The sequence below is a fragment of the Serratia sp. TSA_198.1 genome (assembly GCF_052686505.1).
Genome location: NZ_JBQZFP010000001.1, coordinates 1824219 through 1849488, shown reverse-complemented (window position 1 = coordinate 1849488; position 25270 = coordinate 1824219). Strand labels below are relative to the sequence as shown.

24 protein-coding genes are annotated in these 25270 nt (G+C 60.6%); 15 read left to right on the top strand and 9 right to left on the bottom strand.

Features of this window, described 5'->3' with window-relative positions; all coding sequences use genetic code 11:
• Positions 1–217 precede the first annotated feature (217 nt).
• The 8 genes from atzF to urtE all read left to right on the top strand — a co-directional run bounded on the left by atzF (position 218) and on the right by urtE (position 12242).
• Positions 218–2086 (top strand): allophanate hydrolase, encoded by a 1869-nt coding sequence (gene atzF / locus ACUTSW_RS08805; RefSeq protein WP_445584191.1) that lies wholly within the window; start codon positions 218–220, stop codon positions 2084–2086.
• 68 nt (positions 2087–2154) lie between these two features.
• Complete coding sequence (gene uca, locus ACUTSW_RS08800; protein WP_445584190.1) at positions 2155–5778, top strand: urea carboxylase; 3624 nt, start codon at positions 2155–2157, stop codon at positions 5776–5778.
• Between the two features lie 72 nt (positions 5779–5850).
• The gene (locus ACUTSW_RS08795; RefSeq protein ID WP_445584189.1) at positions 5851–6540 is read left to right on the top strand and encodes a GntR family transcriptional regulator; all 690 of its coding nucleotides are present in this window, start codon (positions 5851–5853) and stop codon (positions 6538–6540) included.
• Between the two features lie 177 nt (positions 6541–6717).
• The gene (urtA, locus tag ACUTSW_RS08790) at positions 6718–7986 is read left to right on the top strand and encodes an urea ABC transporter substrate-binding protein (protein ID WP_004942111.1); all 1269 of its coding nucleotides are present in this window, start codon (positions 6718–6720) and stop codon (positions 7984–7986) included.
• An 88-nt stretch (positions 7987–8074) separates the two neighbouring features.
• Positions 8075–9655, top strand: coding sequence for an urea ABC transporter permease subunit UrtB (gene urtB / locus ACUTSW_RS08785; RefSeq protein WP_445584188.1), 1581 nt, complete (start codon positions 8075–8077; stop codon positions 9653–9655).
• Positions 9655–10731, top strand: a complete 1077-nt coding sequence (gene urtC / locus ACUTSW_RS08780) for an urea ABC transporter permease subunit UrtC (RefSeq protein WP_004942113.1) — start codon at positions 9655–9657, stop codon at positions 10729–10731. The genes urtB and urtC overlap by 1 nt, the downstream gene beginning before the upstream one ends.
• Positions 10728–11534, top strand: a complete 807-nt coding sequence (urtD, locus tag ACUTSW_RS08775) for an urea ABC transporter ATP-binding protein UrtD (protein WP_004942114.1) — start codon at positions 10728–10730, stop codon at positions 11532–11534. The genes urtC and urtD overlap by 4 nt, the downstream gene beginning before the upstream one ends.
• A 9-nt stretch (positions 11535–11543) precedes the next feature.
• The gene (urtE, locus tag ACUTSW_RS08770) at positions 11544–12242 is read left to right on the top strand and encodes an urea ABC transporter ATP-binding subunit UrtE (protein WP_445584187.1); all 699 of its coding nucleotides are present in this window, start codon (positions 11544–11546) and stop codon (positions 12240–12242) included.
• Between the two features lie 22 nt (positions 12243–12264).
• Here the strand turns inward: urtE and ACUTSW_RS08765 are convergent, their stop codons facing one another.
• Positions 12265–12528, bottom strand: a complete 264-nt coding sequence (locus tag ACUTSW_RS08765) for a type II toxin-antitoxin system ParD family antitoxin (RefSeq protein ID WP_063201615.1) — start codon at positions 12526–12528, stop codon at positions 12265–12267.
• A gap of 141 nt (positions 12529–12669) precedes the next feature.
• Between ACUTSW_RS08765 and ACUTSW_RS08760 the strand changes: the two genes are divergently transcribed.
• Entirely contained in the window at positions 12670–13182 is a 513-nt protein-coding gene (locus tag ACUTSW_RS08760) for a DUF2165 family protein (RefSeq protein WP_445584186.1), read from the top strand.
• A 170-nt stretch (positions 13183–13352) separates the two neighbouring features.
• Positions 13353–15065 (top strand): acid phosphatase, encoded by a 1713-nt coding sequence (gene acpA, locus ACUTSW_RS08755; protein ID WP_445584185.1) that lies wholly within the window; start codon positions 13353–13355, stop codon positions 15063–15065.
• 22 nt (positions 15066–15087) lie between these two features.
• Here the strand turns inward: acpA and ACUTSW_RS08750 are convergent, their stop codons facing one another.
• Complete coding sequence (locus tag ACUTSW_RS08750; protein WP_445584184.1) at positions 15088–15600, bottom strand: GNAT family N-acetyltransferase; 513 nt, start codon at positions 15598–15600, stop codon at positions 15088–15090.
• A gap of 118 nt (positions 15601–15718) precedes the next feature.
• On the opposite strand from ACUTSW_RS08750, the gene ACUTSW_RS08745 reads away from it, so the two are divergent.
• Genes ACUTSW_RS08745 through ACUTSW_RS08735 form a run of 3 tightly spaced genes read left to right on the top strand, consistent with a single transcriptional unit; the run spans position 15719 to position 17117 of the window.
• The gene (locus ACUTSW_RS08745; RefSeq protein ID WP_445584183.1) at positions 15719–16486 is read left to right on the top strand and encodes a hypothetical protein; all 768 of its coding nucleotides are present in this window, start codon (positions 15719–15721) and stop codon (positions 16484–16486) included.
• Entirely contained in the window at positions 16479–16619 is a 141-nt protein-coding gene (locus ACUTSW_RS08740) for a hypothetical protein (RefSeq protein WP_232241096.1), read from the top strand. Before ACUTSW_RS08745 ends, ACUTSW_RS08740 begins: the two co-directional genes overlap by 8 nt.
• Before the next feature lie 9 nt (positions 16620–16628).
• Positions 16629–17117, top strand: a complete 489-nt coding sequence (locus tag ACUTSW_RS08735) for an RES family NAD+ phosphorylase (protein WP_445584460.1) — start codon at positions 16629–16631, stop codon at positions 17115–17117.
• Between the two features lie 91 nt (positions 17118–17208).
• Here the strand turns inward: ACUTSW_RS08735 and ACUTSW_RS08730 are convergent, their stop codons facing one another.
• Together ACUTSW_RS08730 and ACUTSW_RS08725 are read right to left on the bottom strand one after the other, a co-directional pair.
• Entirely contained in the window at positions 17209–18426 is a 1218-nt protein-coding gene (locus ACUTSW_RS08730; protein ID WP_445584182.1) for an FAD-dependent oxidoreductase, read from the bottom strand.
• Positions 18427–18498: 72 nt separating this feature from the next.
• The gene (locus ACUTSW_RS08725; protein WP_445584181.1) at positions 18499–19068 is read right to left on the bottom strand and encodes a DUF4865 family protein; all 570 of its coding nucleotides are present in this window, start codon (positions 19066–19068) and stop codon (positions 18499–18501) included.
• Positions 19069–19173: 105 nt separating this feature from the next.
• On the opposite strand from ACUTSW_RS08725, the gene ACUTSW_RS08720 reads away from it, so the two are divergent.
• Complete coding sequence (locus ACUTSW_RS08720) at positions 19174–20043, top strand: LysR substrate-binding domain-containing protein (RefSeq protein ID WP_445584180.1); 870 nt, start codon at positions 19174–19176, stop codon at positions 20041–20043.
• On the opposite strand, the gene sseA is transcribed toward ACUTSW_RS08720, so the two are convergent.
• A complete protein-coding gene (gene sseA / locus ACUTSW_RS08715) occupies positions 20040–20885 on the bottom strand; it encodes a 3-mercaptopyruvate sulfurtransferase (RefSeq protein WP_445584179.1) in 846 nt (281 codons plus the stop codon). The two genes, ACUTSW_RS08720 and sseA, sit on opposite strands and share 4 nt — an antisense overlap.
• Before the next feature lie 103 nt (positions 20886–20988).
• Here sseA and ACUTSW_RS08710 point away from each other — a divergent pair, with 103 nt between their 5' ends.
• The gene (locus tag ACUTSW_RS08710; RefSeq protein WP_445584178.1) at positions 20989–21405 is read left to right on the top strand and encodes an NUDIX hydrolase; all 417 of its coding nucleotides are present in this window, start codon (positions 20989–20991) and stop codon (positions 21403–21405) included.
• Here ACUTSW_RS08710 and ACUTSW_RS08705 read toward each other — a convergent pair.
• From ACUTSW_RS08705 to ACUTSW_RS08690, 4 genes are all read right to left on the bottom strand, one after another.
• Entirely contained in the window at positions 21402–21902 is a 501-nt protein-coding gene (locus ACUTSW_RS08705; RefSeq protein ID WP_445584177.1) for a DUF523 domain-containing protein, read from the bottom strand. The genes ACUTSW_RS08710 and ACUTSW_RS08705 overlap by 4 nt on opposite strands.
• 72 nt (positions 21903–21974) lie before the next feature.
• Positions 21975–22649, bottom strand: coding sequence for an epimerase (locus ACUTSW_RS08700; protein ID WP_445584176.1), 675 nt, complete (start codon positions 22647–22649; stop codon positions 21975–21977).
• Positions 22649–23671, bottom strand: coding sequence for an AraC family transcriptional regulator (locus ACUTSW_RS08695; RefSeq protein WP_445584175.1), 1023 nt, complete (start codon positions 23669–23671; stop codon positions 22649–22651). Before ACUTSW_RS08695 ends, ACUTSW_RS08700 begins: the two co-directional genes overlap by 1 nt.
• Positions 23672–23753: 82 nt before the next feature.
• Positions 23754–25208, bottom strand: a complete 1455-nt coding sequence (locus ACUTSW_RS08690; RefSeq protein WP_434462657.1) for a PLP-dependent aminotransferase family protein — start codon at positions 25206–25208, stop codon at positions 23754–23756.
• Positions 25209–25270 lie beyond the last annotated feature (62 nt).

Here is a 25270-nt window from a genome sequence, read left to right as displayed (position 1 = left end):
CATGATGTGACAATATTATTCTGCGTTTACAAGCGGCGATCGCTGCTTTCTCCCGTTTTTTGCACCTTTTTTGTCCGATGATTGCGCGCCACTGGTGCAGGTTTTTTACTCTCCCGTCATAAGTTTTAATTATAATTTATTGAAATCAGTGGATTAAAAATTGGCACGCCGGTTGCTCTATTGAATCCCATCTTGTGTACTAGATGGAATTCAGACGATGACCCAGCCAGTTAAACAACGCGGTTTCACCCTCAGTGAATGGCAGCACCATTATCACACCAGGCCGGCCGGCGAGCGCATGGCCTGCGTGCGCGCCACGCTGGAGGCGCTGACGTCGGACCTGAGCCTGGACGACAACGCCTGGCTTTACCTTGCCACCGCCGCGCAGCGGGAAGCGCAGTACCAGCAGCTGGCGCAGCAACTGGACGCGGTCGCCGGGGATATCAGCCGTCTGCCGCTGTTCGGCGTGCCCTTTGCGGTGAAAGACAATATCGACGTCGGCGGCTGGCCGACCAGCGCCGCCTGCCCGGAATTCACCTACCAGGCCGCAGAGGATGCCAGGGTCGTCGCCAATCTGCGCGCCGCCGGTGCCATCGTTATCGGTAAAACCAACCTCGATCAGTTCGCCACCGGCCTGGTCGGCACCCGCTCACCGCACGGTGCGGTGGTCAACAGCTTTGACAGCCGCTACGTCAGCGGTGGCTCCAGTTCCGGTTCGGCCTCGGTGGTGGCGCGCGGCCTGACGCCGTTCTCGCTGGGGACCGATACCGCAGGTTCAGGGCGCGTTCCGGCGGGGTTCAATAATATCGTCGGTCTGAAACCGACCAAAGGCTGGCTGTCGAACCGTGGCGTGGTGCCCGCGTGTCGCCTGAATGACACTGTCTCGGTATTTGCCCTGACGGTGGCGGATGCCGCTCTGGTGGCCGAGATGGCCGGCGGTTATGACGCAGCCGACGCCTATTCGCGCATTAATCCCCGCACCGCCCCGGCGGATTTGCCCGCCACGCCGCGTTTTGCGGTCCCCGCGCAGCCCGAGTTTTTCGGCGACACGCAGGCCGAGCAGGCGTTTCAACGGGCGCTGGCGCAGTTGCAACGCTGTGGCGTAGCGCTTGAACCCATAGATTTCACCTCCTTTCACCAACTGGCCGAGCAGCTCTATTACGGCCCCTGGGTCGCGGAGCGTACCGTGGCGGTCGAGGCGATGCTGAACAGCAATCCTCAGGCCATCAACCCGGTGGTGCGCGGCATCCTCAATAACGGCCTTAAGTACAGCGCCTGCGACGCCTACAAGGCGGAATACCTGCGTGCCGAGCTGGCGCGGGAAATTGGCCAACAACTGGCGCAGTACGACGCGCTGGTGGTGCCGACTTCACCGACGCTGCGCACCTTGGCGGAAATGGAGCAGGAGCCGGTGTTGTTCAATTCGCAATTCGGTACCTACACCAACTTTACCAACCTGGCCGATCTGAGTGCGCTGGCCTTGCCTGGACCGATGCGCGACGACGGCCTGCCTGCCGGCATCACGCTGATTGCGCCGGCCTGGCACGATCGTGCGTTGGCGGCCTTCGGCCTGCGCTGGCAACAGGCTCAGAACCTGCCGCTCGGCGCCACCGGCCGCGCGCTGCCGCCGCCATTGCCACTGACGCCATCGGTGGAACATGTGCGGGTGGCGGTGGTGGGCGCTCACCTCAGCGGTATGCCGCTGAATACCCAGCTTACCCAGCGCGACGCGGTATGGGTGGAGCAAACCGCCACCGCGCCGTGCTACCGGCTCTACGCCCTGGCCAATACTCAGCCGCCCAAACCGGGGCTGGTCAAAACCGGGCAGGGGGCCGCCATCAGCGTTGAGCTGTGGGACATCCCGTTGGCGCGTTTCGGCGAATTTGTCGCGGAGATCCCGGCGCCGCTGGGCATCGGCACGCTGCTGCTGGCGGATGGCCGCCGGGTAAAAGGTTTTATCTGCGAACCCTGGGCGCTGGAAGGCGCATTGGATATCACTGAATTTGGCGGCTGGCGCAACTATACCCGTCATCTTTCCGACCCTGGCGTTGTTGGCAGCGTTGACTCACCCCAGTCACTGACCTGAGTGATGTGCCTGCTTGCCGCCTGGCCACAGCCTGAAAGCTATTGGGTATCGTTCTATGAGGATTGCATATGTTTACCACTGTATTAATCGCTAACCGCGGCGAAATTGCCTGTCGCGCGATCCGTACCCTGAAACGCCTGGGCGTGACCAGCGTGGCGGTCTATTCCGATGCCGACCGCAATGCGCCACATGTCACCGAGGCCGATCTGGCGGTGGTGCTCGGCGGCGAAAAGGCCGCCGACAGCTACCTGTGCATTGATAAAATCCTCGCCGCCGCAGTGGAAACCGGCGCGCAGGCGATCTATCCCGGCTATGGTTTTCTCTCCGAGAGCGCCGAATTCGCCGATGCCTGCGAAGCGGCGGGCATCGCCTTTATCGGGCCGACGGCGGCGCAGATCCGTGAATTCGGCCTGAAGCACCGGGCGCGTGAGTTGGCGGCGGTGGCGCAGGTGCCGATGACGCCGGGCACCGGCCTGCTGGACAGCATTGAGGAAGCGGTCACTGCCGCCGCGCGGATTGGCTACCCGGTCATGTTGAAAAGCACCGCCGGCGGTGGCGGCATTGGTCTGACGCGCTGCGACGACGAAGCGGCGCTGCGCGAAGCTTACGACAGCGTAAAGCGGCTGGGTGAGCAGTTCTTCCGCGACTCCGGGGCTTTTATCGAGCGCTTTGTCGATCAGGCGCGCCATGTGGAAGTGCAAATCTTTGGCGACGGCCAGGGCCGGGTGGTGGCGCTCGGCGAACGCGATTGCTCGTTGCAGCGCCGTAACCAGAAGGTGGTGGAAGAAACCCCGGCGCCGAACCTGCCGGCGGCGACCCGTCAGGCGCTGCATCAGGCGGCGGTAGCGCTGGGTGAATCGGTGAATTACCGCAGCGCCGGTACCGTGGAATTTATTTACGACGGCGCGCGCGACGAGTTCTATTTCCTCGAGGTAAACACCCGCTTGCAGGTGGAACATCCGGTGACCGAAATGGTGACCGGGCTGGATCTGATCGAATGCATGTTGCAGGTGGCGGCGGGCGATGCGCTGGACTGGGCGGCGCTGCAACGTGCACCGCAAGGGGCCTCGATCGAGGTGCGCATCTATGCCGAAGATCCGCTGAAGAATTTCCAGCCCAGCCCCGGCGTGCTGACCGAGGTGCATTTCCCGGAAAACGTGCGCGTCGACGGCTGGGTGGCGACCGGCAGTGAAGTGTCGGCATTTTACGACCCGATGATCGCCAAACTGATCGTCCACGGCGAAGATCGCCAACAGGCGCTGGAGAAAATGCGCGCGGTGCTCGGTGCTACCCGTTTGCACGGCATCGCCACCAACCTCGATTACCTGCGTCAGGTGATCGCCACGACGCAATTCCAGAGCGGTAAAGTCTGGACCCGCATGCTGGACAGCTTCCGTTTCCAGCCCAGCAGCATTGAAGTGCTGCAACCGGGCACCTACAGCAGCGTGCAGGATTACCCAGGTCGTCTTGGCTATTGGGATATCGGCGTGCCGCCTTCCGGGCCGATGGACGATTTCGCTTTCCGGCTGGCCAACCGCATTGTCGGCAACCACCCGAGCGCCGCCGGGCTGGAGTTTACTTTGCAGGGGCCGACCTTGCGCTTCCACTGCGACGCGATCATCGCCCTGACCGGCGCCGACTGCCCGGCGAACCTGGATGGGGAAGCGGTAGCCTATTGGCAGCCGGTGGCGGTTCGCGCCGGGCAGGTCCTGAGCTTGGGCCGCGCCGCGCACGGTTGCCGCACCTATTTGGCGGTGCGTAATGGGTTCGACGTGCCGGTGTATCTGGGCAGTCGTTCGACCTTCGCCCTCGGGCAGTTTGGCGGCCACGCCGGGCGCACCCTGCGGGTCGCCGATATGCTGGCGGTATCCCAGCCTGCGCTGGCGGCCAGCACCACCCCGGCCCCCATCGCGGCGCCGCAGGCGATGGACGACAGCCTGATCCCGCAATACGGCAGCCTGTGGAACATCGGCGTGCTCTATGGCCCGCACGGCGCGCCGGACTTCTTTACCCCGGAGTCGATCGACACCTTTTTTGCCGCCGAATGGCAGGTGCACTACAACTCCAACCGGCTGGGCGTGCGCTTGTCGGGGCCGAAACCCGGCTGGGCGCGGCAGGACGGTGGGGAGGCCGGGCTGCACCCTTCTAACGTACATGATTGCGAGTACGCCATCGGCTCGATTAATTTCACCGGCGATTTCCCGGTGATCCTCACCCGTGACGGGCCGAGCCTCGGCGGTTTTGTCTGCCCGGTGACCATCGCCAAAGCCGAGCTGTGGAAGGTGGGCCAGGTGAAGCCGGGCGACCGCATCCGCTTCCATCCTATCGGTTTCAAACAGGCTCAATCGCTGGAGCAGGCGCAGCTTGGCAGTATCGAAGCGCTGGCGGCGGTGAAGGCGATAACCCTGCCGACGCCGGATCTGACGCCGGGCGCCACGGCTTCTGCGGCTATCGTCGCCGCGTTGCCGGCCGGGGAGGGCCGCCCCTCGGTCGTCTATCGCCAGGCCGGGGACGGCTACATTTTGATGGAGTACGGCGACAACCTGCTCGATCTGGCGTTGCGGCTGCGTATTCATCTGCTGATGCAATCGCTCAAACAGGACGCGATCCCCGGCGTTGAGGAACTGGCACCTGGTGTGCGTTCGCTGCAGATCCGTTACGACAGCCGCACTATCGGCCAGGCCGATTTGCTCCAGCGCCTGCTGGCGCGTGAACAGGCGCTGGGCGACGTCAGCCGCCTGAAGGTGCCGACGCGCACGGTTTATCTGCCGATGGCGTTTGAAGACTCCGCCACCCTGGGCGCGGTGGAACGCTATAGCCAAACGGTACGCAGCTCTGCGCCCTGGCTGCCGAACAACGTCGATTTTATTCAGCGCATCAATGGCCTCAGCCACCGCGAACAGGTACGCGACATTATCTTCGACGCCAGCTATTTGATCCTCGGGTTGGGCGATGTCTATCTCGGTGCGCCCTGCGCGGTGCCGATTGATCCGCGCCACCGGCTGCTCAGCTCCAAATACAACCCGGCGCGCACCCACACCGCCGAAGGCACGGTCGGTATCGGCGGCATGTACATGTGCATTTATGGCATGGACTCGCCGGGCGGCTATCAGCTGGTCGGGCGTACGCTGCCGATCTGGAACAAATTCCTCAAAAACCCGCAGTTCAACGCCGGTGAGCCCTGGTTGCTGCACTTCTTCGATCAAGTGCGTTTCTACCCGGTCAGCGAGCAGGAGCTGGATGAGCAGCGCGAGGCATTCCGTGAAGGGCGTGCGCAGGTCCGCATCGAAAACAGCGAATTCGACTTTGCCGAGTACACCCGTTTTCTGGCGGACAACGCCGAAGACATCGCCGCATTCCAGCAGCGCCAGCAGCAGGCATTCAGCCATGAAGTGACGCTCTGGCAGGCGCAAGAGAGCGAGGCCGAGGCGCAATTGCTGCCGCCGCAGAGCGATGAGGAAGAGGTCGACGGCTATCTGGTCAGCGCCGATCTGAACGGCAACGTGTGGAAGATCCTGGTGGAGCCGGGGCAGACGGTAGAAGCCGGCCAGCCGCTGATTGTGGTTGAGGCGATGAAAATGGAACTGGCGGTCACCGCGCCGCGCGCCGGGATCATCAAACGCATCAGTTGCCAGCAAGGGCGGCCGGTGGGGCCAGGCGATGCTTTGCTGTGGCTGGAACACGCCAGCTGAGCATCGTGGCTTCAGCCTGTTTCAGGATTTAACGCAGGGGCGCCGCATGCTGCGCCCGGCAAGAGGAAAACTATGCAAATCACCAATAACCGCAGCAAGGCGCGGCCGGAGGGGCTGGCGGAGCGTATCTACCTCCAGCTCAAGGATGACATCTTTGATTTTCATCTGCTGCCGGGCGATCGCTTCAGTGAAAACGAAGTGGCGTTGCGCATGGACGTCAGCCGTACGCCGGTACGTCAGGCGCTGTTCTGGCTCGAGCGCGAGGGCTACGTCGAAGTGCATTTTCGCAGCGGCTGGCAGGTGCGCCCCTTCGATTTCGACTACTTCGAGCAACTCTACGATCTGCGCATCGTGCTGGAGTGCGAAGCGGTTAAACGGCTGTGCGCGCGCCCGGCGGGAGACGTGCCGCTGCCACTGGCGGCGCTCAACGGCTTCTGGATCGACGAGCCGCGGCTGGAGGACGGCAAAACCGTCTCGCTGCACGACGAGCAGTTCCATATGACGCTGGTGGAGGCGGCGGGCAATGGGGAAATGGCGCGCATTCATCGCGACCTGACCGAGAAGATCCGCATCATCCGCCGGCTGGACTTCACCCAGGGAACCCGGGTCGAGGCCACCTACAACGAACACGCCGCCATTCTGCGGGCGATCTTGCAACACCAGACCGAGGAGGCGCAAACGCTGCTCAGCAACCACATTGCCGTCAGTAAGGCGGAAGTACGGAAAATAACCTTGCATATGCTGCACCAGGCAAGGCTTTAGCAATAACCGTCGTCTTTCGAGCTGCAGCGTTGTTGGCTGCGGGCGCTCACCCCGGTCACTTACGTGAGTAAGCTCCCGGGGACTCCCGCCCTTGCCGCCTAGCTGCAACTCGAAATCCATAGGGTTAGTTTTTCTTAAAGAAGGTTGGTTTCCTAACATTCACCGGGAGTTTTAATTATGCAACGTCGTCACTTTATAAAAGCTTTTGCGTTGTCCGCCACCGTGATCGGCATGGGCATGGCCTGGAGCGCACAGGCGGCCGATACCATTAAAGTCGGCATTCTGAGCTCGCTGTCGGGCACCATGGCCATCTCTGAAACGCCGCTGAAAGACGTGGCGCTGATGACCATTGATGACATCAACGCCAAGGGCGGCGTGCTGGGCAAAAAACTCGAGCCGGTGGTGGTGGACCCCGCTTCCAACTGGCCGCTGTTCGCCGAAAAGGCGCGCCAGTTGCTGACCCAGGACAAAGTGGCGGCGGTGTTCGGTTGCTGGACGTCGGTCTCGCGCAAATCGGTGTTGCCGGTGTTTGAAGAACTGAACGGGTTGCTGTTCTACCCGGTGCAATACGAAGGGGAAGAGATGTCGCCAAACGTGTTCTACACCGGCGCCGCCCCTAACCAGCAGGCTATCCCGGCGGTGGAATACCTGTTGAGCGAAGACGGCGGCTCGGCCAAGCGCTTCTTCCTGCTGGGTACCGACTATGTGTATCCGCGCACCACCAACAAGATCCTGCGCGCCTTCCTGCACACCAAAGGGATCCAGGACAAGGACATCGAAGAGGTCTATACGCCGTTCGGCTACAGCGATTATCAGACTATCGTCGCCAACATCAAGAAATTCTCCGCCGGCGGCAAAACCGCAGTGATCTCCACCATCAACGGCGACTCCAACGTGCCGTTCTACAAAGAGCTGGCCAATCAGGGCATCAAGGCGACCGACGTGCCGGTGATCGCCTTCTCGGTGGGTGAAGAAGAACTGCGCGGCATCGACACCAAACCGCTGGTGGGCAACCTGGCGGCCTGGAACTACTTCGAGTCGGTGGATAACCCAACCAACAAGCAGTTCGTCAGCGAATGGAAAGCCTACGCCAAGGCGCACAACCTGCCGAACTACGCCACTGCCGTAACCAACGACCCGATGGAAGCCACCTATGTCGGCATCCACATGTGGGCGCAGGCGGTCGAGAAAGCCGGCACCACCGACGTCGACAAGGTACGCGCGGCGATGGCAGGGCAGACCTTTGCCGCACCGTCGGGCTTCACCCTGACTATGGACGCCACCAACCACCACCTGCACAAACCGGTGATGATCGGTGAGATTGAAGGCAACGGCCAGTTCAACGTGGTGTGGCAGACCGACGCCCCGGTGCGCGCGCAGCCGTGGAGCCCGTTCATCGCCGGCAACGACAAAAAGCCGGATCACCCGGTAAAAGGCGGCAAGTAACCGTCGCATTCCCGTAGGGGCGCCGCAGGCTGCGCCCGTCGTAACGGTAGGGGCCGGGCATACCCGGCCCCTACAGAGGAGGCCGCTGATGCAATCCCCATTCTTGTTCCATTTCCGCTCCTGGTTTTGGTTGCTGTGCTGCCTGCCGATGTTCGCGCAGGCGGGGCCGGCCGATGACTTTGCCGCGGCCAACCGCACGCAGCAGGCCAGGTTGTTGCAGGCGTGGGCGACCGCGCCGGACGCTGCGCGCCTGCCGTTATTGCAGGGGCTGAAGCAGGAAAACGTGGTGATCGACGAGGCCAAACATGCCTTTATCCAGCAGGGCGAAGCTTATCGCCCGCTGGATGGCGTTGCCCCGCCGGTCGGTACACCGAAAAAAGTGTGGTTGAACAACCGGCTGCGCATTCTGATCGCCAACGCACTGTCGGCGCATCGGCTGGTTAGCGACGATCCTGCGGTGCGTTTACAGGCGGCGCAGGCCCTGCAACGCGAGGCGCAAAGCGATCAACTGCCGCTGCTGGCCCAGCGGCTGGCGCAGGAAAAAAACACCCAGGTGCATGATGCGTTGAGCATTGCGCTGGCGAATCTGCAATTGGCCGACGCCAACCCGCAGGTGCGCCTCAACGCCGTGCGGCTGCTGGGCAGCTCGGGCTCGCCAGAGACGCAGCCAAGGTTACAGGCATTGACCGACGCCGCCCACGAACCGGACGCCGCAGTGCGTGCCGAAGCCTTGAAAAGCCTGACCAGCGTGAAACACCGGCTGATGATTGGCGATCTGATTGGCCAGGCGTTTACCGGCCTTTCGCTCGGTTCGATCCTGCTGCTGGCGGCGCTCGGGTTGGCGATTACCTATGGGTTGCTGGGGGTGATTAACATGGCGCACGGCGAAATGCTGATGCTGGGCGCCTACTCGGCCTACCTGGTTCAGGGGCTGTTTCAACAGTTTGCGCCGCAGTGGCTGGCGCTGTATCCGTTGGTGGCGCTGCCGGTGGCGTTCGCCATTACCGCCTGCATCGGCATGGCGCTGGAGCGCATGGTGATCCGTCACCTGTACGGTCGGCCGCTGGAAACCCTGCTGGCGACCTGGGGCATCAGCCTGGTGCTGATCCAGGGGGTGCGGGTGCTGTTCGGCGCGCAAAACCTGGAGGTTGCCAACCCGGCCTGGCTGTCGGGCGGCATTCAACTGCTGCCTAACCTGGTGCTGCCGTGGAACCGCATCGCGGTGATTGTGCTTGTGGTGCTGGTGCTGGCGCTCACCTGGTTGCTGCTGAACAAAACCCGGCTTGGCATGAACGTGCGCGCCGTGACGCAGAACCGTGCGATGGCCGCCTGCTGCGGCGTGCCCACCGGGCGTGTCGACATGCTGGCGTTCGGTCTGGGATCCGGCATCGCCGGGTTGGGCGGGGTGGCGTTGTCGCAACTGGGCAATGTGGGGCCGGAGCTGGGCCAGGGCTATATCATCGACTCGTTCCTGGTGGTGGTGCTCGGCGGCGTGGGGCAACTGGCCGGCACCGTGGTGGCGGCCTTTGGCCTCGGCATCGTCAACAAAATTCTTGAACCGCAGATTGGCGCCGTACTGGGTAAAATCCTGATCCTGGCGCTGATTGTTCTGTTTATTCAAAAACGTCCTCAGGGGCTGTTCGCCTTCAAGGGCAGGGTGATCGACTGATGAGCCAACCATTAACTCTCACCGGCGTGCAGAAGGCACCCCGACTGGCGCTGGGCATCGGCGGGCTGGCGTTGCTGGCGCTGTTAATCATGCCGTTTCTCGCACTGTTGCCGGCGGACCATCCGTTGGCGATCTCTACCTATACCCTGACGCTGGCGGGCAAAATCCTGTGCTACGCCGTGGTGGCGGTGGCGCTCGATTTGGTGTGGGGCTATGCCGGGCTGCTGTCGCTGGGGCACGGGCTGTTTTTCGCTCTCGGCGGCTATGCGATGGGCATGTATCTGATGCGCCAGGCGGCGGGAGACGGCCTGCCGGCGTTCATGTCATTTCTGTCGTGGAGCGAGCTGCCCTGGTTCTGGAGCGGCACCCAGTATTTTGCCTGGGCGCTGTGCCTGATGATATTGGTGCCCGGCGTGTTGGCCTTTGTCTTTGGCTACTTCGCCTTCCGTTCAAAAATCAAGGGCGTCTATTTCTCGATCATGACCCAGGCGCTGACCTACGCCGGCATGCTGCTGTTCTTCCGTAACGAAACCGGCTTTGGCGGCAATAACGGCTTCACCGGTTTCACCACGCTCCTGGGGTTCCCGATTACCGCCACCGGCACGCGGGTGGCGCTGTTTCTGGCGACGGTATTGCTGCTGGCCGCCAGCCTGGCTATCGGCTTCGCCCTGGCGCGCAGCAAGTTCGGCCGGGTGCTGACCGCCGTGCGAGATGCGGAAAACCGCCTGACGTTCTGCGGTTACGATCCCAAAGGCTTCAAGCTGTTTGTCTGGACGCTGTCGGCGGTGCTGTGCGGGCTGGCCGGGGCGCTGTATGTGCCGCAGGTGGGCATTATCAACCCGGGCGAGATGTCGCCGACCAACTCGATCGAGGCCGCTATCTGGGTGGCGCTGGGCGGCCGCGGCACGCTGGTGGGCCCGCTGCTCGGCGCCGGTATCGTTAACGGCGCCAAGAGCTGGTTCACCGTGGCGATCCCGGAATACTGGCAATTCTTCCTTGGCCTGATGTTTATCATCGTCACGCTGTTCCTGCCGAAAGGGGTTATCGGCCTGTTGCGCAAGGGGAAACCGCAATGAATTCGCTGCAAATGACCGACGATCTGTTTACCCAGCCGCTGCCTGCCGACAAGCACCGCCAACAAACCGACCCGGTGCTGGTGCTCGATAACATCAACGTCAGCTTCGACGGCTTTCGCGCGCTGAGCGATCTTTCACTGCAGATCGGCGTGGGTGAGCTGCGCTGCGTGATCGGGCCCAATGGCGCGGGCAAAACCACCTTGATGGATGTGATCACCGGCAAAACCCGGCCGGACAGCGGCAGCGTGTTTTACGATCAAACCGTCGATCTGACCGCGCTGGACCCGATGCAGATAGCCCAGGCCGGCATTGGCCGCAAGTTCCAGAAACCGACGGTGTTCGAAGCGCTGACGGTGTTCGAGAATCTGGAGATCGCGCAGAAAACCCAGAAGTCGGTGTGGGCCTGCCTGCGCGCCAGGCTGAGCAGCGAACAGCGCGATCGTATCGATGAAATGTTGCAAACCCTGCGGCTGAGCCACGAACGGCACCGGCCTGCCGGGCTGCTGTCCCACGGGCAGAAGCAGTTTCTCGAGATCGGCATGCTGCTGGTGCAGGAGCCGCATTTGCTGCTGCTCGACGAGCCGGCGGCGGGCATGACCGATGCGGAAACCGAGTACACCGCCGAGCTGTTTCGCTCGCTGGCGGGCAAGCATTCGCTGATGGTGGTGGAGCACGATATGGGGTTTGTCGAAACCATCGCCGACCACGTCACCGTGCTGCATCAGGGCCAGGTGCTGGCGGAAGGTTCACTGGCGCAGGTGCAGGCCAATGAGCAGGTGATCGACGTGTATCTGGGACGCTGAGGAGTCGCTATGTTGCAAGTAAACGAACTGAATCAATACTACGGTGGCAGCCACATTCTGCGCGGCCTGTCGTTTGAGGCCAATATCGGCGAAGTGACCTGCCTGCTGGGGCGCAACGGCGTGGGCAAGACTACGCTGCTGAAATGCCTGATGGGGCTGATCCCGGCCAAGAGCGGCACCATCCATTGGCAGGGCAGCGTGATCAACGGCAGAAAACCGCATCAGCGGGTGCAGGCGGGCATGGCCTATGTGCCGCAGGGGCGGGAGATCTTTCCACGCCTGACGGTGGAGGAGAATCTGCTGATGGGATTGGCGCGCTTTTCCGGCACCGAAGCACGCAGCGTGCCGGAGAACATCTATGAGCTGTTCCCGGTACTGCGGCAGATGAAGGATCGGCGCGGCGGCGATCTCTCCGGCGGGCAGCAACAGCAATTGGCGATTGGCCGCGCATTGGCCTGCCGGCCGCAGTTGTTGATCCTCGATGAGCCGACGGAGGGGATCCAACCTTCGGTGATCAAAGAGATTGGCTCGGTGATCAAACAGCTGGCGGCGCGTGGCGATATGGCGATCCTGCTGGTGGAGCAATTCTATGACTTCGCCGCCGAGCTGGCGGACAGCTATCTGGTGATGTCGCGCGGCAGCATCGTGCAGCGCGGCGCCGGCAGCGCAATGGAGCAGGACGGGGTGCGCGGGCTGGTGGCGATCTGAGTTTTGTTAACGGGTTGGGGGTTTATTTTGAGGCTGGACGTTGAGAGTAACCTTTCAATTTATCCATGAACACATCACGATCCCATTCTACGGCATCACCGCTATTTTCACCTTCGGCGATCAAGCGGCGTAGCTCTTCCAGCTTCGATGCTGCCGTACGTTCACGCAGGGTACGTACCGATTCGCGGATGACTTCGCTGGGGGTGCGGTAGTCGCCGCTGGCTACCAGGCCTTCGACAAAACTACGCAGCTCTTCACCCAGATCTACCGTTAGTGTTCTGCCCATTGTGAGCCTCCGTCAAAGGTGTCTACTGTTGTAAGATTAATTCTTACAATATGTTCGTTAAGATACTCCAGCAAGTTACCGACTGTAAACCGCAGTCATCTCGGGGAATCGGGTATACACATAAAATAATTAAGGATAATTATGAACGAAGTCACGGTATCACGCCTGTCTTGCATCGTCCTGTCGCTGTTCCCGGCCCTGTGGGGCATCTTCAGCCTGTTGAACAATACGGCGGATTTTGCCGGAACCGCCCGCCATGCCGTAGCGCCGCTGCTCAGTATGCAGGATACCTATCAGGTGCCTGGGTTGATGTGGCGCGCCGTTACCGCGCCCTGGGCCGGGATGGTCGGGTTGGCGCTGATTACCCTGCTGGAATCCCTGGCCGGCATAACGGCAGCTTTTGGCATGGTATTGATGGTGAAACACCTGGGCCACCCTTATGCGGCGTTTGCCAAAGGCAAGGCCTGGGCGATGCTGGGCGCGCTTTGCGCGATCGCGGTGTGGGGCCTCGGTTTTATGGTGGTGGCCGGCGACTGGTTCATGGCCTGGCAGGCCAGGGACAACCCGCTGGCGGTGCAGCTGGGCGCGCTGCTGTATATGCTGCCCAACGCGCTGACGTTGATGTTGTTGATGGTGCAACGGGACGCGCGCTGAGCCGGCAGCCAGGCGGGCGAGTGATTAAACTGCGGCAATCCTCGCGAAAGTGTTGCCAAATGCTAACCTGCCGCCCACTGTCACATTTCGTTCATAACTGTGTCCTAGCATAATGTCTCTTAAATAAATTTATAACAAATCAACAAGTTAAAATTTTATAGGGAAGGCACATGAGCGATAAACCGCATAACGATCTGCCGCCGGCTGCGGGCGACAACGAGCAACAACCTGCTAACCCGGCGCGCCGCCGTTTTCTGGCGGGGGCGACGGCGTTGAGCGTCGGCGCCACCCTTGCGCCGCTGGCCAATGCTGCCGGTGAAGGCAATAAGAAACTGCTGTTGAGCGGCCTGCCGGAAGGTGCGCAAAACCCGCTGCTGCGCCGCCATGTGAAAAACGTGGTGGTGATCTATGCCGAGAATCGCAGCTTCAATAACCTGTTCGCCAATTTCCCCGGCGTGGAAAAACCGCTGTCGGCGCTCAAGCCCGAAGAGTACCAGCAGCGTGACCGCGACGATCGGCTGCTGGATACGCTGCCGCCAATCTGGAAAGGGTTGGTGCCGAAGGCGCAGGAAGTCGGGCACGTTAATTACAGCATTGGCGAGGAGGCGGTATTCACCAATCAGTTGCCGAATCAGCCGTTTGTCTTGACCGGGCCGCAAGGGGAGAACCTGCCGCACGGCGTGGTGACGCGTGACTTGTGGCACGTGTTCTATCAAAACCAGATGCAGATCAACGGCGGTAAAAACGACAAGTTTGTCGCCTGGGCGGATTCCGGCGCGCTGACCATGGGCTACTACGGTGACGGCGCCTATAACCTGCGGCTGTGGACGCTGGCGCAGGAATTTACCCTGTGCGACAACTTTTTCCAGGGCGCCTTTGGTGGCTCCTTTCTCAATCATCAGTATCTGGTCTGCGCCCGCCCGCCGTTTTACCCCGACGTACAAAACTCTATCGCCAAAGAGGGCATTGCCCAGCTTGAAAGCGATGACGCGGCCGACCCGCGCCTGAAGCCGCTGGGCGATTCGCCGGTCAGTGCGTCGTTCGGCATCCCGCTGTTTGGCAAGAGCCTGCTGACGCCGGACGGCTATGCGGTAAACACCATGGCGCCGCCGTATTGGCCGTCGTGGACCCGGGATGAAAAAGACCCTACGCTGGCGGATGCCGCCCAGCCCAATGTGTTGCCGCCGCAAAAGCACCTGCACATCGGCGACTTGCTCAATCAGAAGGGCGTCGACTGGGCGTGGTACGCCGGCGGTTGGCAGTATGCGCTGGACAACCGCAAGGATCAGGGCGATTTCCCCGGCGCGCCGGACTTCCAGTATCACCATCAGCCGTTAAATTACTTCGAAAATCTGGGGCCGGGCAACCCACAGGCACGAGAAGCCCATTTGCGCGACGGCGGCATTGGCGACTCACCTGCCACCAACGCCTTTTTGGCGGCGGTAGAGGCAGGTACGCTGCCGCCGGTGACTTTCTACAAGCCGCAAGGCAACCTCAATATGCATGCCGGCTATTCCGATGTGGAAGCCGGCGATCGTCATATCGCCCACATCATCAACAGCCTGCGTAACGGCCCGCAGTGGAACAACAGCGTGGTGGTGATCACCTTCGACGAAAACGGTGGCTGGTGGGATCACGTTGCGCCGCCGCAGGGCGATCGTTGGGGGCCGGGATCGCGCATTCCGGCGTTGATCATCTCGCCGTTCGCCCGTAAAGGCTATGTCGATCACAAGGTATACGATACCGGCTCGATCCTGCGCTTGATCAGCCGGGTATTCGATCTGCCGACGCTGGAAGGATTGGTTGAACGCGATAAAGCGATGGTGGCACGCGGCCAAAAACCGCTGGGGGATTTGACCGACGCGCTGGAGTTTCCGACCTGATAGGGCGGGGCAAGCGCTGTGTTTACAGCGCTTTGTTCATATACCAGATGCCGATGGAACCTTGCGCGCTGGTGTAGCAGGTCTCGCCGCACAGGCTCAGCCCCTGGCGCTGATAAAAACGCTGGGCGCTGGTATTGCGTTGCAACACCTCCAGCCACAGCATGGGTTGTTGCCGTTCAACAGCCCGTAGCTGTACCTGCTCAAAGAAAAGTTGGCCGTAACCCCGGCCGGCGTATTCCGGCAGAAAATAGATTTTCTGCAGCTCTGCACCGGTGGTTTGCGTCGGCGCCAGCAGGCTGTTGAAATTCAGCCGCGCATAGCCCACCAGATCCTCGCCTTCATAACCCAGCAGCCAGCAAACTTCCGGATCCTGCAGCGTTTTTTCTAACGCCTCGACCGCAAAATCCTGCGCCAAGAAAGCGTCCATTTCTTCTTTATAGTGCCAAAGTTCGCCGAAATGCGCCTGATAGGTACGAATGCCGACATCGCGAACCAGCAACAAATCACCGATCAAAGCCTGGCGGATAGTGAACATAGGGGCCTCATTGTGGGTTATGGCCAGAATACTGGCGATAGGTTGGTGGTGAAAATTTAGACACTCAATTCCATACTCAATATACTCAATATACTCAATATCTGTATATGGAGGCAGTATGACGACTAAAGAACAGACTCATCGCCGTTCAGGCCATGGCATTTCAATGCAAATGCTGACTGCCGATCAGTTACAGCATCTTAAACCGGGTAAGCACACGACTCGGTATTTGGTTATTGAAGTCGATGCCGGGAACAATAAAGCAAAACGCGGTGATAAGGATACTGCCAGGAATGCGGCGTTGCGGGAAAAATTAGTAGCCATTGTAAACGACCCTACCCTGGATCCCCGTGCGGCAATGCAAATGTTGGAGATTGCTAGGGAGGTGGGGATGAAACGGCCAGTAGCAGAAGAGCCTGCTGAGACGTCTCCTATTGGTGGGGGATCAAAAGCCAGTATTTTTGATGGTTTTGAAGCATTCCGTGGCAGAAATGAAGTCAGAAAACAGGATCTTCGTCAGTACATACTGGCAGATTCCACCTGGCTGACCTCATCCGATCTTTCCGATAAGGCTGGGTTCAGCAACCGTAATCGCAGTGCCGGCCCGAACGGGTGGAAGCAGCGCGGAAAAATTTTCGCGATCAACGTTGAGGGCCATGATCGTTATCCTGCTTACGCTCTTGATGAGGCTTATCAGCCACTAAAAGTCCTTAAAGAGATATTGAGCGTTTTTGAGGGAACAAAAAGCCCATGGTCAATGGCAAGTTGGATGGGGACGGCAAACGGCTGGCTTGACGGGAAAAAACCTAGAGAACTCTTGCAGAAAGATCCCGCTGCCGTTTTGCATGCTGCTCGTAAAGAGAAAGAGGGGGCACAGCATGGCTGATGATTTGGTGCCACCGGCTGCAAAGATCAATATCAATAAGCGTATTTTAGAGGCAGGGACGCCGCTTTATCGTATTCATAGGGAAAAATATGCCGGTGACGCCTTTAATGCCAGCAGACAAGGAGACGCGTGATTCAGCCCGATAGTTAATGAGGACAGCCGAGTCATTGCCACGGCTTATGCCGGTGACAGCACCAAGGTAGCCTTTTGTGAAGTCCCGTTACACGATGTTGATTTTTCTCAAGTAAAAGTTGAGTTCGCTACTGCACGGCTTGCAGGGCTGGTTCACACCGAACTGGTGGTCAATAAGGCATTGGAATTGGCCGAACTGGATCAACCCGGTTTAGCCAAGATGCGGGCATCAAAAAAGGTAACCCATTGCGATGCTGCACAGTATGGTGTTACCCGCCAATGGGCTGAGGCTATTCACAAACAGTATAAAGAAGTTCAGGGGCTGGTCTGGCCATCAAAACAGCATCCTGGCAATGCATACGTGTTTTTTGGCGATCGCTTGAGCGAAAATGCATTATCTATTGTGGGGGAAACCCTGCCTGTAACGGATAGAAAAGTGGTAAGACATCTCCTGCAACTGGCGGATCAAATGGGGATTACCCTCCTGGAAGAGGAGTGATTTAACGCAGACTTTGCACAGCCTACCGGATCTGTAGAGTAATGCCTTCTGTCGTCCATTTTCGTCACGTTTTCCAGACCGCAGTAGTGATTCACCCGTCAAGATGCTTCGGTGTTTCCCGACGAAACCCCAGCCCGATAATACGGCCGAACAGGTGCGGCAGCCAGCGGCTGTTGCCGACGCGGGTCATCAGGCTGGAACTGCCGCCGGTGCGGCGTTTTTTCGGCCTGCGTTGGCTCATCTTGATCTGTAGGAATTGGGTGGCTTTGGTGGGGAAATTGCGCCGGCGCTGTACCTGCTGCAGGTGTTTCAGTTGCAGGCTGTGGCTGCGCAGCGGAGGAATGATGCTGTTGGCGGTGGCGACCGCATCCTGAATCGCCAGATTCACCCCGACACCGCCAATCGGCGACATGGCGTGTGCGGCGTCACCGATGCACAGCACGCCGGGTTTGGCCCAGCTGTCGAGCCTGTCGATGCGAATGCTCAACAGCTTCACCTGTTGCCAGCTTTGGATGTCCTGCAGGCGATCGTCCTGAAACGGCGCCACTTCGGCGATGTGCAGCAAAAACCTCTCCAGGCCGTCTTGCTGAATCGCCTCGAAACTGCCTTTATCGATGGAATATCCGCACTGCCAATATTCGCCCCGGTCGATCATGATGAAGTTCTGCTTCGGGCCGGTGTGGCCCATGGACCAGGCTGGATCGCCGGGTTTTTTATCGATCTTCAGCCACAGCACATCGCGCGGCGTGCCAAACGCGCGGCTGTCGAGCGCCGCCTGTTCGCGCACCACCGAGTTGCGCCCGTCGGTACCGACCACCAACTGGCTGCGCACGCGGATCGGGCCTTCGGGCGTATCCGCCAGCACGCCGCATACCTGACCGCGATCGTACAGCAACCGGTGCGCCTGCGCCGATTTGATCAGCGTGAATTCAGGAAAGGCCGCCGCCTTTTCCGCCAGAAAATTGAGAAACTCCCACTGCGGCATGAACGCGATAAATTTGCAGCGCGTCGGCAGCCGGGTGAAGTTTGCCAGCGTGATATCGCGCCCGGCGATCTCGGCCTGCAGCGTCTCCGCGCGTTGGTGCGGCAACGCCAGCAGCTCATCGAGCAGGCCAAGCTGATGCATGATTTCCAGCGTGGAAGGGTGAAGGGTATCGCCGCGAAAATCTCGCAGGAAATCGGCGTGTTTTTCCAGCACCGTTACGTTAATCCCCGCCCGCGCCAGCAGGTAGCCGAGCATCAGCCCGGCGGGGCCACCACCGACAATGCAGCAAGAGGTGGCGTAAGGTGTGATAGGCGACTGTGACATAGCGGTTGGCCCTGGCGATCCGCATCCTGCGGATCCTGATTGAATGACTTTATTTGATAATGATTATCAATATCAAGTCTGGATGTCAACCCGCGGTGCTGTGTGGTCAAAGGGGGCGGAAAGGTGGCCAACCCGGTAGCATTGGGTGCCGGGTTCCTGCGCCGGCGGCAGTTCCCGCCACAGATGCAGCCGCACCAGCTGCCAGGCAGCGGGATCAAACGCCACTATACTGGCCAGGGCGGCGGGATCGGCCTGCTGCTGGCGGCGCAACGCAGCCAGATCGCTGTAAGGCGCAATCGGCAGCGTTTGACGCGTGGCGCAGGTGGCTTCGGCGAGCCTTTGGCGGTCAAAATGTGCCAGCCACGGTAACCAATGGGTCACCTGCGGCCAGCCAAAGGCCTGGCTTACGCCCCTGAAGCCGTCGCCGGTCAGAAAATCGCTCATGCCGGCGCTGCTGTTCCACAGATAAAACGGTGCATAGAGATTTTCGCCGCTGTGCTCACCTTTCTGCGCATAGAGATAGGCTTTAATCAATAACTGCGGGCAGTTATCCAGCAGGTGGCCAAAACGGCCGATGCGCTCGCGGATAATCGCCATATCGTAATCGGCGGGCAGAGCGAAGTTGTATTGCATGGCAAGCATGATGATTCTCCTGAAAGGCATTGACCCGGCGAGCATGACACGCCATCTTTATCAGTAAAATCGGCATTATTTTGATTAATGGTTCTTGAAAACGGGATGGTCAGCATGGGGCGAGTCACCTTCGATCTCGACGATCTGCGCAGTTACGTTACCGGCATTGAGTTGGGCAGCTTCGCCAGGGCGGCGGAACGGTTGGGGCGATCGACCTCGGCGGTTAGCGCACACCTGAAAAAACTGGAGCAGCAGATCGGCGCGCCGATCTTGCGAAAATCCGGGCGGGGTATGGTGATGACCGAGGCCGGTGAAACGCTGCTGGGCTACGCCCGTCGGCTGCTGGAACTGAACGACGAGGCTGCCGCTGCGGTGCGCGGGCTGGATTTGCAAGGAACCGTGCGGCTTGGGTTGCAGGAAGACTTCGGTGAAACCTTTTTGCCCCAGGTGCTGGGCAGTTTTACCCGTGCCCATCCGAAGGTGCGCATAGAGGCGCGTATTGCCCGCAACGCCGAATTGATTGACTGGGTGCTAAAAGGGCAACTGGATTTGTCACTGGCGTGGGACGGCGGCATCAGCACGCCGTTTCAGCAGGATTTAGGCCAGCGCAAGATGCACTGGATCGCCTCGCCGAACTTTGATCTGAGCCAGTGGCAGGGTGGCGATGAACCCTTGCCGCTGGTGATGTTCGACGCCCCCTGCCTGATGCGCAGTGCGGCCACCAACGCGCTGGATCGCGCCGGTATCGCGTGGCGTATCGCCTTCACCAGCCGCAGCCTGAACGGCGTCTGGGCGGCGGTCAGCGCCGGGCTGGGGGTCACGGTGCGTACCGACGCCGGGCTGCCTTCGGGATTACTCTGCCTCGCCCCCGGCGCTTTGCCGGCGCTCAGTCACATCGGCGTGGTATTGCACCGCGCCGAAGAAAACCCCTCTGCGGCTATTGGACGGCTGGCGCAGATCGTGGCCGAACGGATCGACGGCTAGTCCTGTTCGATCGGTTGGTTGCCGCTCAGCGCACCCCATTCGGTCCAGGCGCCGTCATACAGCTTCACCTGCGGGGCATCGAGCGACAGCAGGCCAAACGCCAGCACCGCGGCGGTGACGCCGGAGCCGCAGCTGGTGACGATCGGCCCGTTGATGTCCACCCCTTTATCGCTGAAGGTTTTCTTCAGCGCTTCCAGCGATTTGAAGCGGCCGTTTTCCAGCAGCTCGCCATAAGGAATATTGATGCTGCCGGGGATATGGCCGCGGTGCAGTCCTGGGCGCGGTTCTGGCGCTTGGGCGTAAAAACGCGGCGCGGCGCGGGCGTCCAAAATCTGTACTTCCGTGTTCAGCGCCTGCTCCACCTGTTGCATATTCACGACTGCGTCGGCGTTGAAGCGGGCGTTAAAGGTTTGAGGTTCAGGCTGTGCCGGGCCGGTTTCCAGTGCCTGGCCCAATGCGCTCCAGCCGTTCAGGCCTTCGTCCAGCACGTAAACCCGCTGCGCGCCAAAGTTGCGGAAGGTCCACCAGCCGCGCGGTGCGGAAAACTGATTGCCCTCGTCATAAAACACGATGGTGTGCTTATCGTTGATGCCCAGCTTGCCTGCCGCCGCGCTGAATGCTTCCGCCGTCGGCAACATGTGCGGCAGGGCGGTGTTTTTGTCGGCTACGTCGTCGATATCAAAATACACCGCCCCCGGGATATGGCCGCGTTCGAACTCGGCGATCATATCCTTTTTCGGCACCAGGCCGACCGGGGACATCCTGACATCAACCACCACCAGATCTTCATCGTTGATATGCTGCGCAAGCCATTGTGGAGTAACCAGAAACGGAGAGTTCATCGCTATTGTTCGCCTGTTGTGAAAACGGATTTTCACTATACACCAGCGGGCAGAAGGATGAGGTAAGATGATTGGCAAACGGGGCGGATAATCATGAGGCCTAATGGACAACGACAGCTTCGGCGGCGCCAAAATCGCGCTGCTGTGCGGCGATAGCCTGCTGACCTATCGGCGTGACGACAAAACCGATATCCCCTGGCCCGGCTGCTGGGATCTGCCCGGCGGCGGGCGTGAGGGCGATGAAACGCCGCTGCAATGCGTGCAACGTGAAACCTTCGAGGAATTTGGCCTGCGCATTGACGCCCGGCAGGTGAACTGGCAACAGCGCTATGACGGCATTCTGGCCGGCTATCCGCCCACCTGGTTTATGGTGGGCGAAATCACGCAGGCGCAAATTGCCGCCATCCGCTTTGGCGATGAGGGGCAATGCTGGCAGATGATGGCCATCGACCGCTTTATCGCCCATCCGCAGGGCATTTCGCACCTGCAGCTGCGGTTGGCGGCGTATCTGCGCCGCTAGGTCTGCTCCACCGTCTCAACCCGGGCGATCAGCGCCGCGAGCTGGCGATCGGAAAACACTTCAATGCCATGCCGGCGCAGCAACTCGGCGGTAACGCCGCTGCCGGGTTTGGTCTGGCCGCTGAAAGAACCGTCGTAGATGAACTGGCTGCCGCAGGACGGGCTGCCGTCGGTGAGCAGCGCAAAGCGACAGCCGTGCCGCCGTGCGGTTTCCAGCGCCAGATGGGCGCCAAGCAGATAGCTGTCGGTGACGTCGCCGCCGCCGGCCTCCATCACTCGCGCCTGCTGGGCGAGCACGGTGGCGCCATTGGCGGCCGGGGTAATTTCTGCGTTGGGGCGCGGGGTGGAAAAACCGGCGGCCAACTCCGGGCAGCAAACCACCAGGCGGCCTTCGCGCTGCCAGCGTTGCAGGGTCGCGTTGACCAGCGGTTTGTCGGAGCCGTTATAGCGAACTTTAAAACCGGCCAGGCAGGCGCTGAACAAAATCTTTGACGGCATGATCTCTGTCTTCTGTCACAGGGGCGAAAGCGCGGGCAAACAGCCCGCACGCGCGGCTTTAACATAGCAGAATCATACCGCCGATGGCAGCGCCAACCGGTTAATCTCTGCCGGTTCGATGATTAGCAGCGGCGTCGTATGCCTCGCAACCGCCAGCATCGCCAGCCCGATCCTTTCGGTCGTGGTGACCTGCTTGGGGAACAGCCGCAAGGCACCCAGCCACAGCGGTTTAAATAGCGTATACAGCAAATGATAAGCACGGGTTTTGGAACGGATGCCGTGTAGCGGAATGATAGCGCCAGGGCGGAACATCACCGCATGGAACGGCAGCGCCAGCAGGGCGTTTTCGGTCGCCCCCTTGACCCTGGCCCACATGCTGCGGCCCTGTTCGCTGCTGTCGGTTCCGGCGCCGGAAACGTAGATAAAAGTCATGGCCGGGTTCAGCCGCGCCAGTGGACGGGCGGCGGCCAGCGTCAGATCGTAGGTCACCGCACGATAGTCGGCTTCGCTCATGCCGAAGGACGAAATACCGAGGCAAAACAAACAGGCGTCATAGCCGGCGAACTGCGGTTCCAGCGCCGACAGGTCGTTGAGGGCGGGCGTCGTCAACTGCCTGAGTTTGGCGTGGCTTTGCGCCAGCGGGCTGCGGCCGACGCTGAGCACTTCTGTGACCTGCGGGTCGAGCAGGCATTCGCGCAACGCACCCTGGCCGACCATACCGCTGGCACCGAAAATTATCACTCTCATTATCTGTTCTCCTGACGGGCGGTCACGCGCCGGCTGCGCCAACGGTTAGGCGTTTGCGATTCCCACTGCATAAAGGCGCGGCTGAACGAATTCAACTCTTCAAATCCCAGCACGAAGGCAATCTCGCCCGGCTCCAGATCGGTGTCTGACAGCAGGTGGCAGGCGGTGCGGTGGCGGGTTTTATCCAGCAATTGCTGATAGCTGTAGCCCTGTTGCTGCAGGCGCCGTTGCAGGGTACGCGGGCTGACGTACAGTTCGGCGGCCACGCTGTTCACGCTGGGCCGTTGCCCGCGCATGCTGCGGGCGAGGATCGCCATCACCTGTGCAGGCAGGCTGTCATCCTGCCGCGCCCTGGCAAGCTCGGCTTCCAGACCGGGCAGCAAAACGGCCAGACTGTCCTGGTTATAGGTAATAAACGGCTGCTTCATCAGCGCGCGGTCGAACACCAGCACGTCCAGCGGCGCGTTGAAATGGATCGGGCAGGAAAAATAGCGCAACAGCGGGGAAGCGGGATCCTGGCGGCGCGTCAGCTCGATCGCCCGGGGTTGGATCGCCATGCCGGTACCACGGCGGCACAGGGTAGTGATGTAGGCAAACATGGTGTCAATCAGCAGGTCGGGGGCGTGACCTTCGGCCATAAGCCAGCGGGTATGCAGCCGCACGCCGTGGCCGTGTTCCGTCAGCACCAGCTCCTCCGGGCACACCAGCCGCTTATAGCGGGCCACCTTCTGCAAGGCTTCCCCCAAGGTGGCGGAATGCAGCGCCGCGACCGAGGCGATATCGTAGTGCTCCGGGGCCACGTCGCCGCCGAGGCGTAAACCGAATGCGGCATCATTGGTCAGTCTGGCGAGCGCACGCCAGATTTCAAAATACTGGTGGGTGGAAAGCCTGGCTTTTTCGCGTCCGTCGCTGAGCAACCCGCCGGGAAGGCCGGCCAGTTGGCTAACCTGTTCAATATCCACCCCCAGCGCCGCGAAGCGAACCGCCAGCGCGCCGGAAACCGGAATTTGATCGCTGCTCATGATGATTCCTTTGGCTGCCTGTTGAGAAAGATTCCAGTGTAAAAGGTTAGGGCAGGCACGGATAATCCGATTGCGACAAGCTTTAACCCCGCTGCGCCAGGGCGCTTTCGATGTCGGCTACCGGCGCCAACAGTAGCCTCTGGATGGTCTTGCCGACCCGGCTAACCGCCTGTTCAATCTCTGGCGTCAGTTTCGGGGCGTAGTTGATGCGCAGGCAGTTACGGTATTTACCGGAGGCGGAAAAAATGCTGCCGACGGCGATCTGCACGCCCTGTTGCTCCAGATAGCGGTTCAGCCGCAGGGTATCAAATTCGTCGTCCAGCTCAATCCACAGCATAAAACCGCCGCGCGGCTGGCTGACGCGGGTGCCGGGCGGGAAATATTTCATGATCCAACCGGTCATCCGATCGCGGTTTTGCTGATAGCGGGTACGCATGCGCCGCAGATGCTGCAGGTAATGGCCGTGGCGGATAAAGTCGGCAATCGCCAACTGCGGTTGGGTGGCGGTGGATCCGGTGCCGATATATTTCATGTGCAGCACGCGCTCCAGATAGCGGCCGGGGGCAATCCAGCCGATACGCAGGCCGGGCGCCAGCGTTTTGGAAAAGGAACTGCACAACAGCACGCGGCCATCGTCGTCGAAGGACTTGATGGTGCGCGGCCGAGGATACTGGTAAGCGATGTCACCGTAGACGTCATCTTCGATGATCGCCACATCATGGCGCTGCGCCAGCGTCAGCAACCGCTGCTTGCGCGCCTCGGGCATGATGTAGCCCAGCGGGTTGTTGCAGTTGGGCGTCAGCAGAATTGCCTTGATCGGCCACTGGTCCAGCGCCATTTCCAACGCTTCCAGGCTGATGCCGGTCAGCGGATCGGTAGGGACTTCCAGCGCTTTCATGCCCAGCCCTTTCAGCGTTTGCATGGTGCCGTGAAAACAGGGGGAGTCCACCGCCACAATGTCCCCCGGCTGGCACACGGCGCGCAGCCCGGCGGACAACGCCTCATGGCAACCAGTGGTGATCACCAACTGATCGGCGCTTATCTGGCAGCCGGAATCCAGCAGCAGGCGGGCGATTTGCTCACGCAATCCCATCACGCCCTGAATATTGTCGTAATACAGGCTGCGCAGATCGCCGTGGCGGCCCATATGCCCCAGCGCCTTCACCAGCGGTTTCAGCGTCGGTTCGCTGATATCCGGCATGCCCCGCCCCAGCTGTACCAAGTCTTCACGCGGTTTGGTGCGGATCAGTTCCAGCACCTGTTCCCACTGCGAAATGTCCACCGGCCGCTGCACCGGGCGGGTGACGGCAGGCAGTTCGGCTAAGGTGCGCAAGCCCCGCACGAAGTAGCCCGATTTCGGCCGCGCTTCCACCAGTTGGCTCTCTTCCAACAGGCGATAAGCCTGCTGCACCGTGCTGATGCTGACGCCGTGTTCCTGGCTCAGCATGCGTACCGATGGCAGGCGATCGCCGGCGGGATAAAGTCCCTGTTCGATGCGTTGGCTGAGGATGGCGGCCAGCGTGGCATAGCGTGTCATACAGATACCCAAAATGAGAGTGAATGAGAAAAATACCGGCACAGATGGGATTAAATTAGACC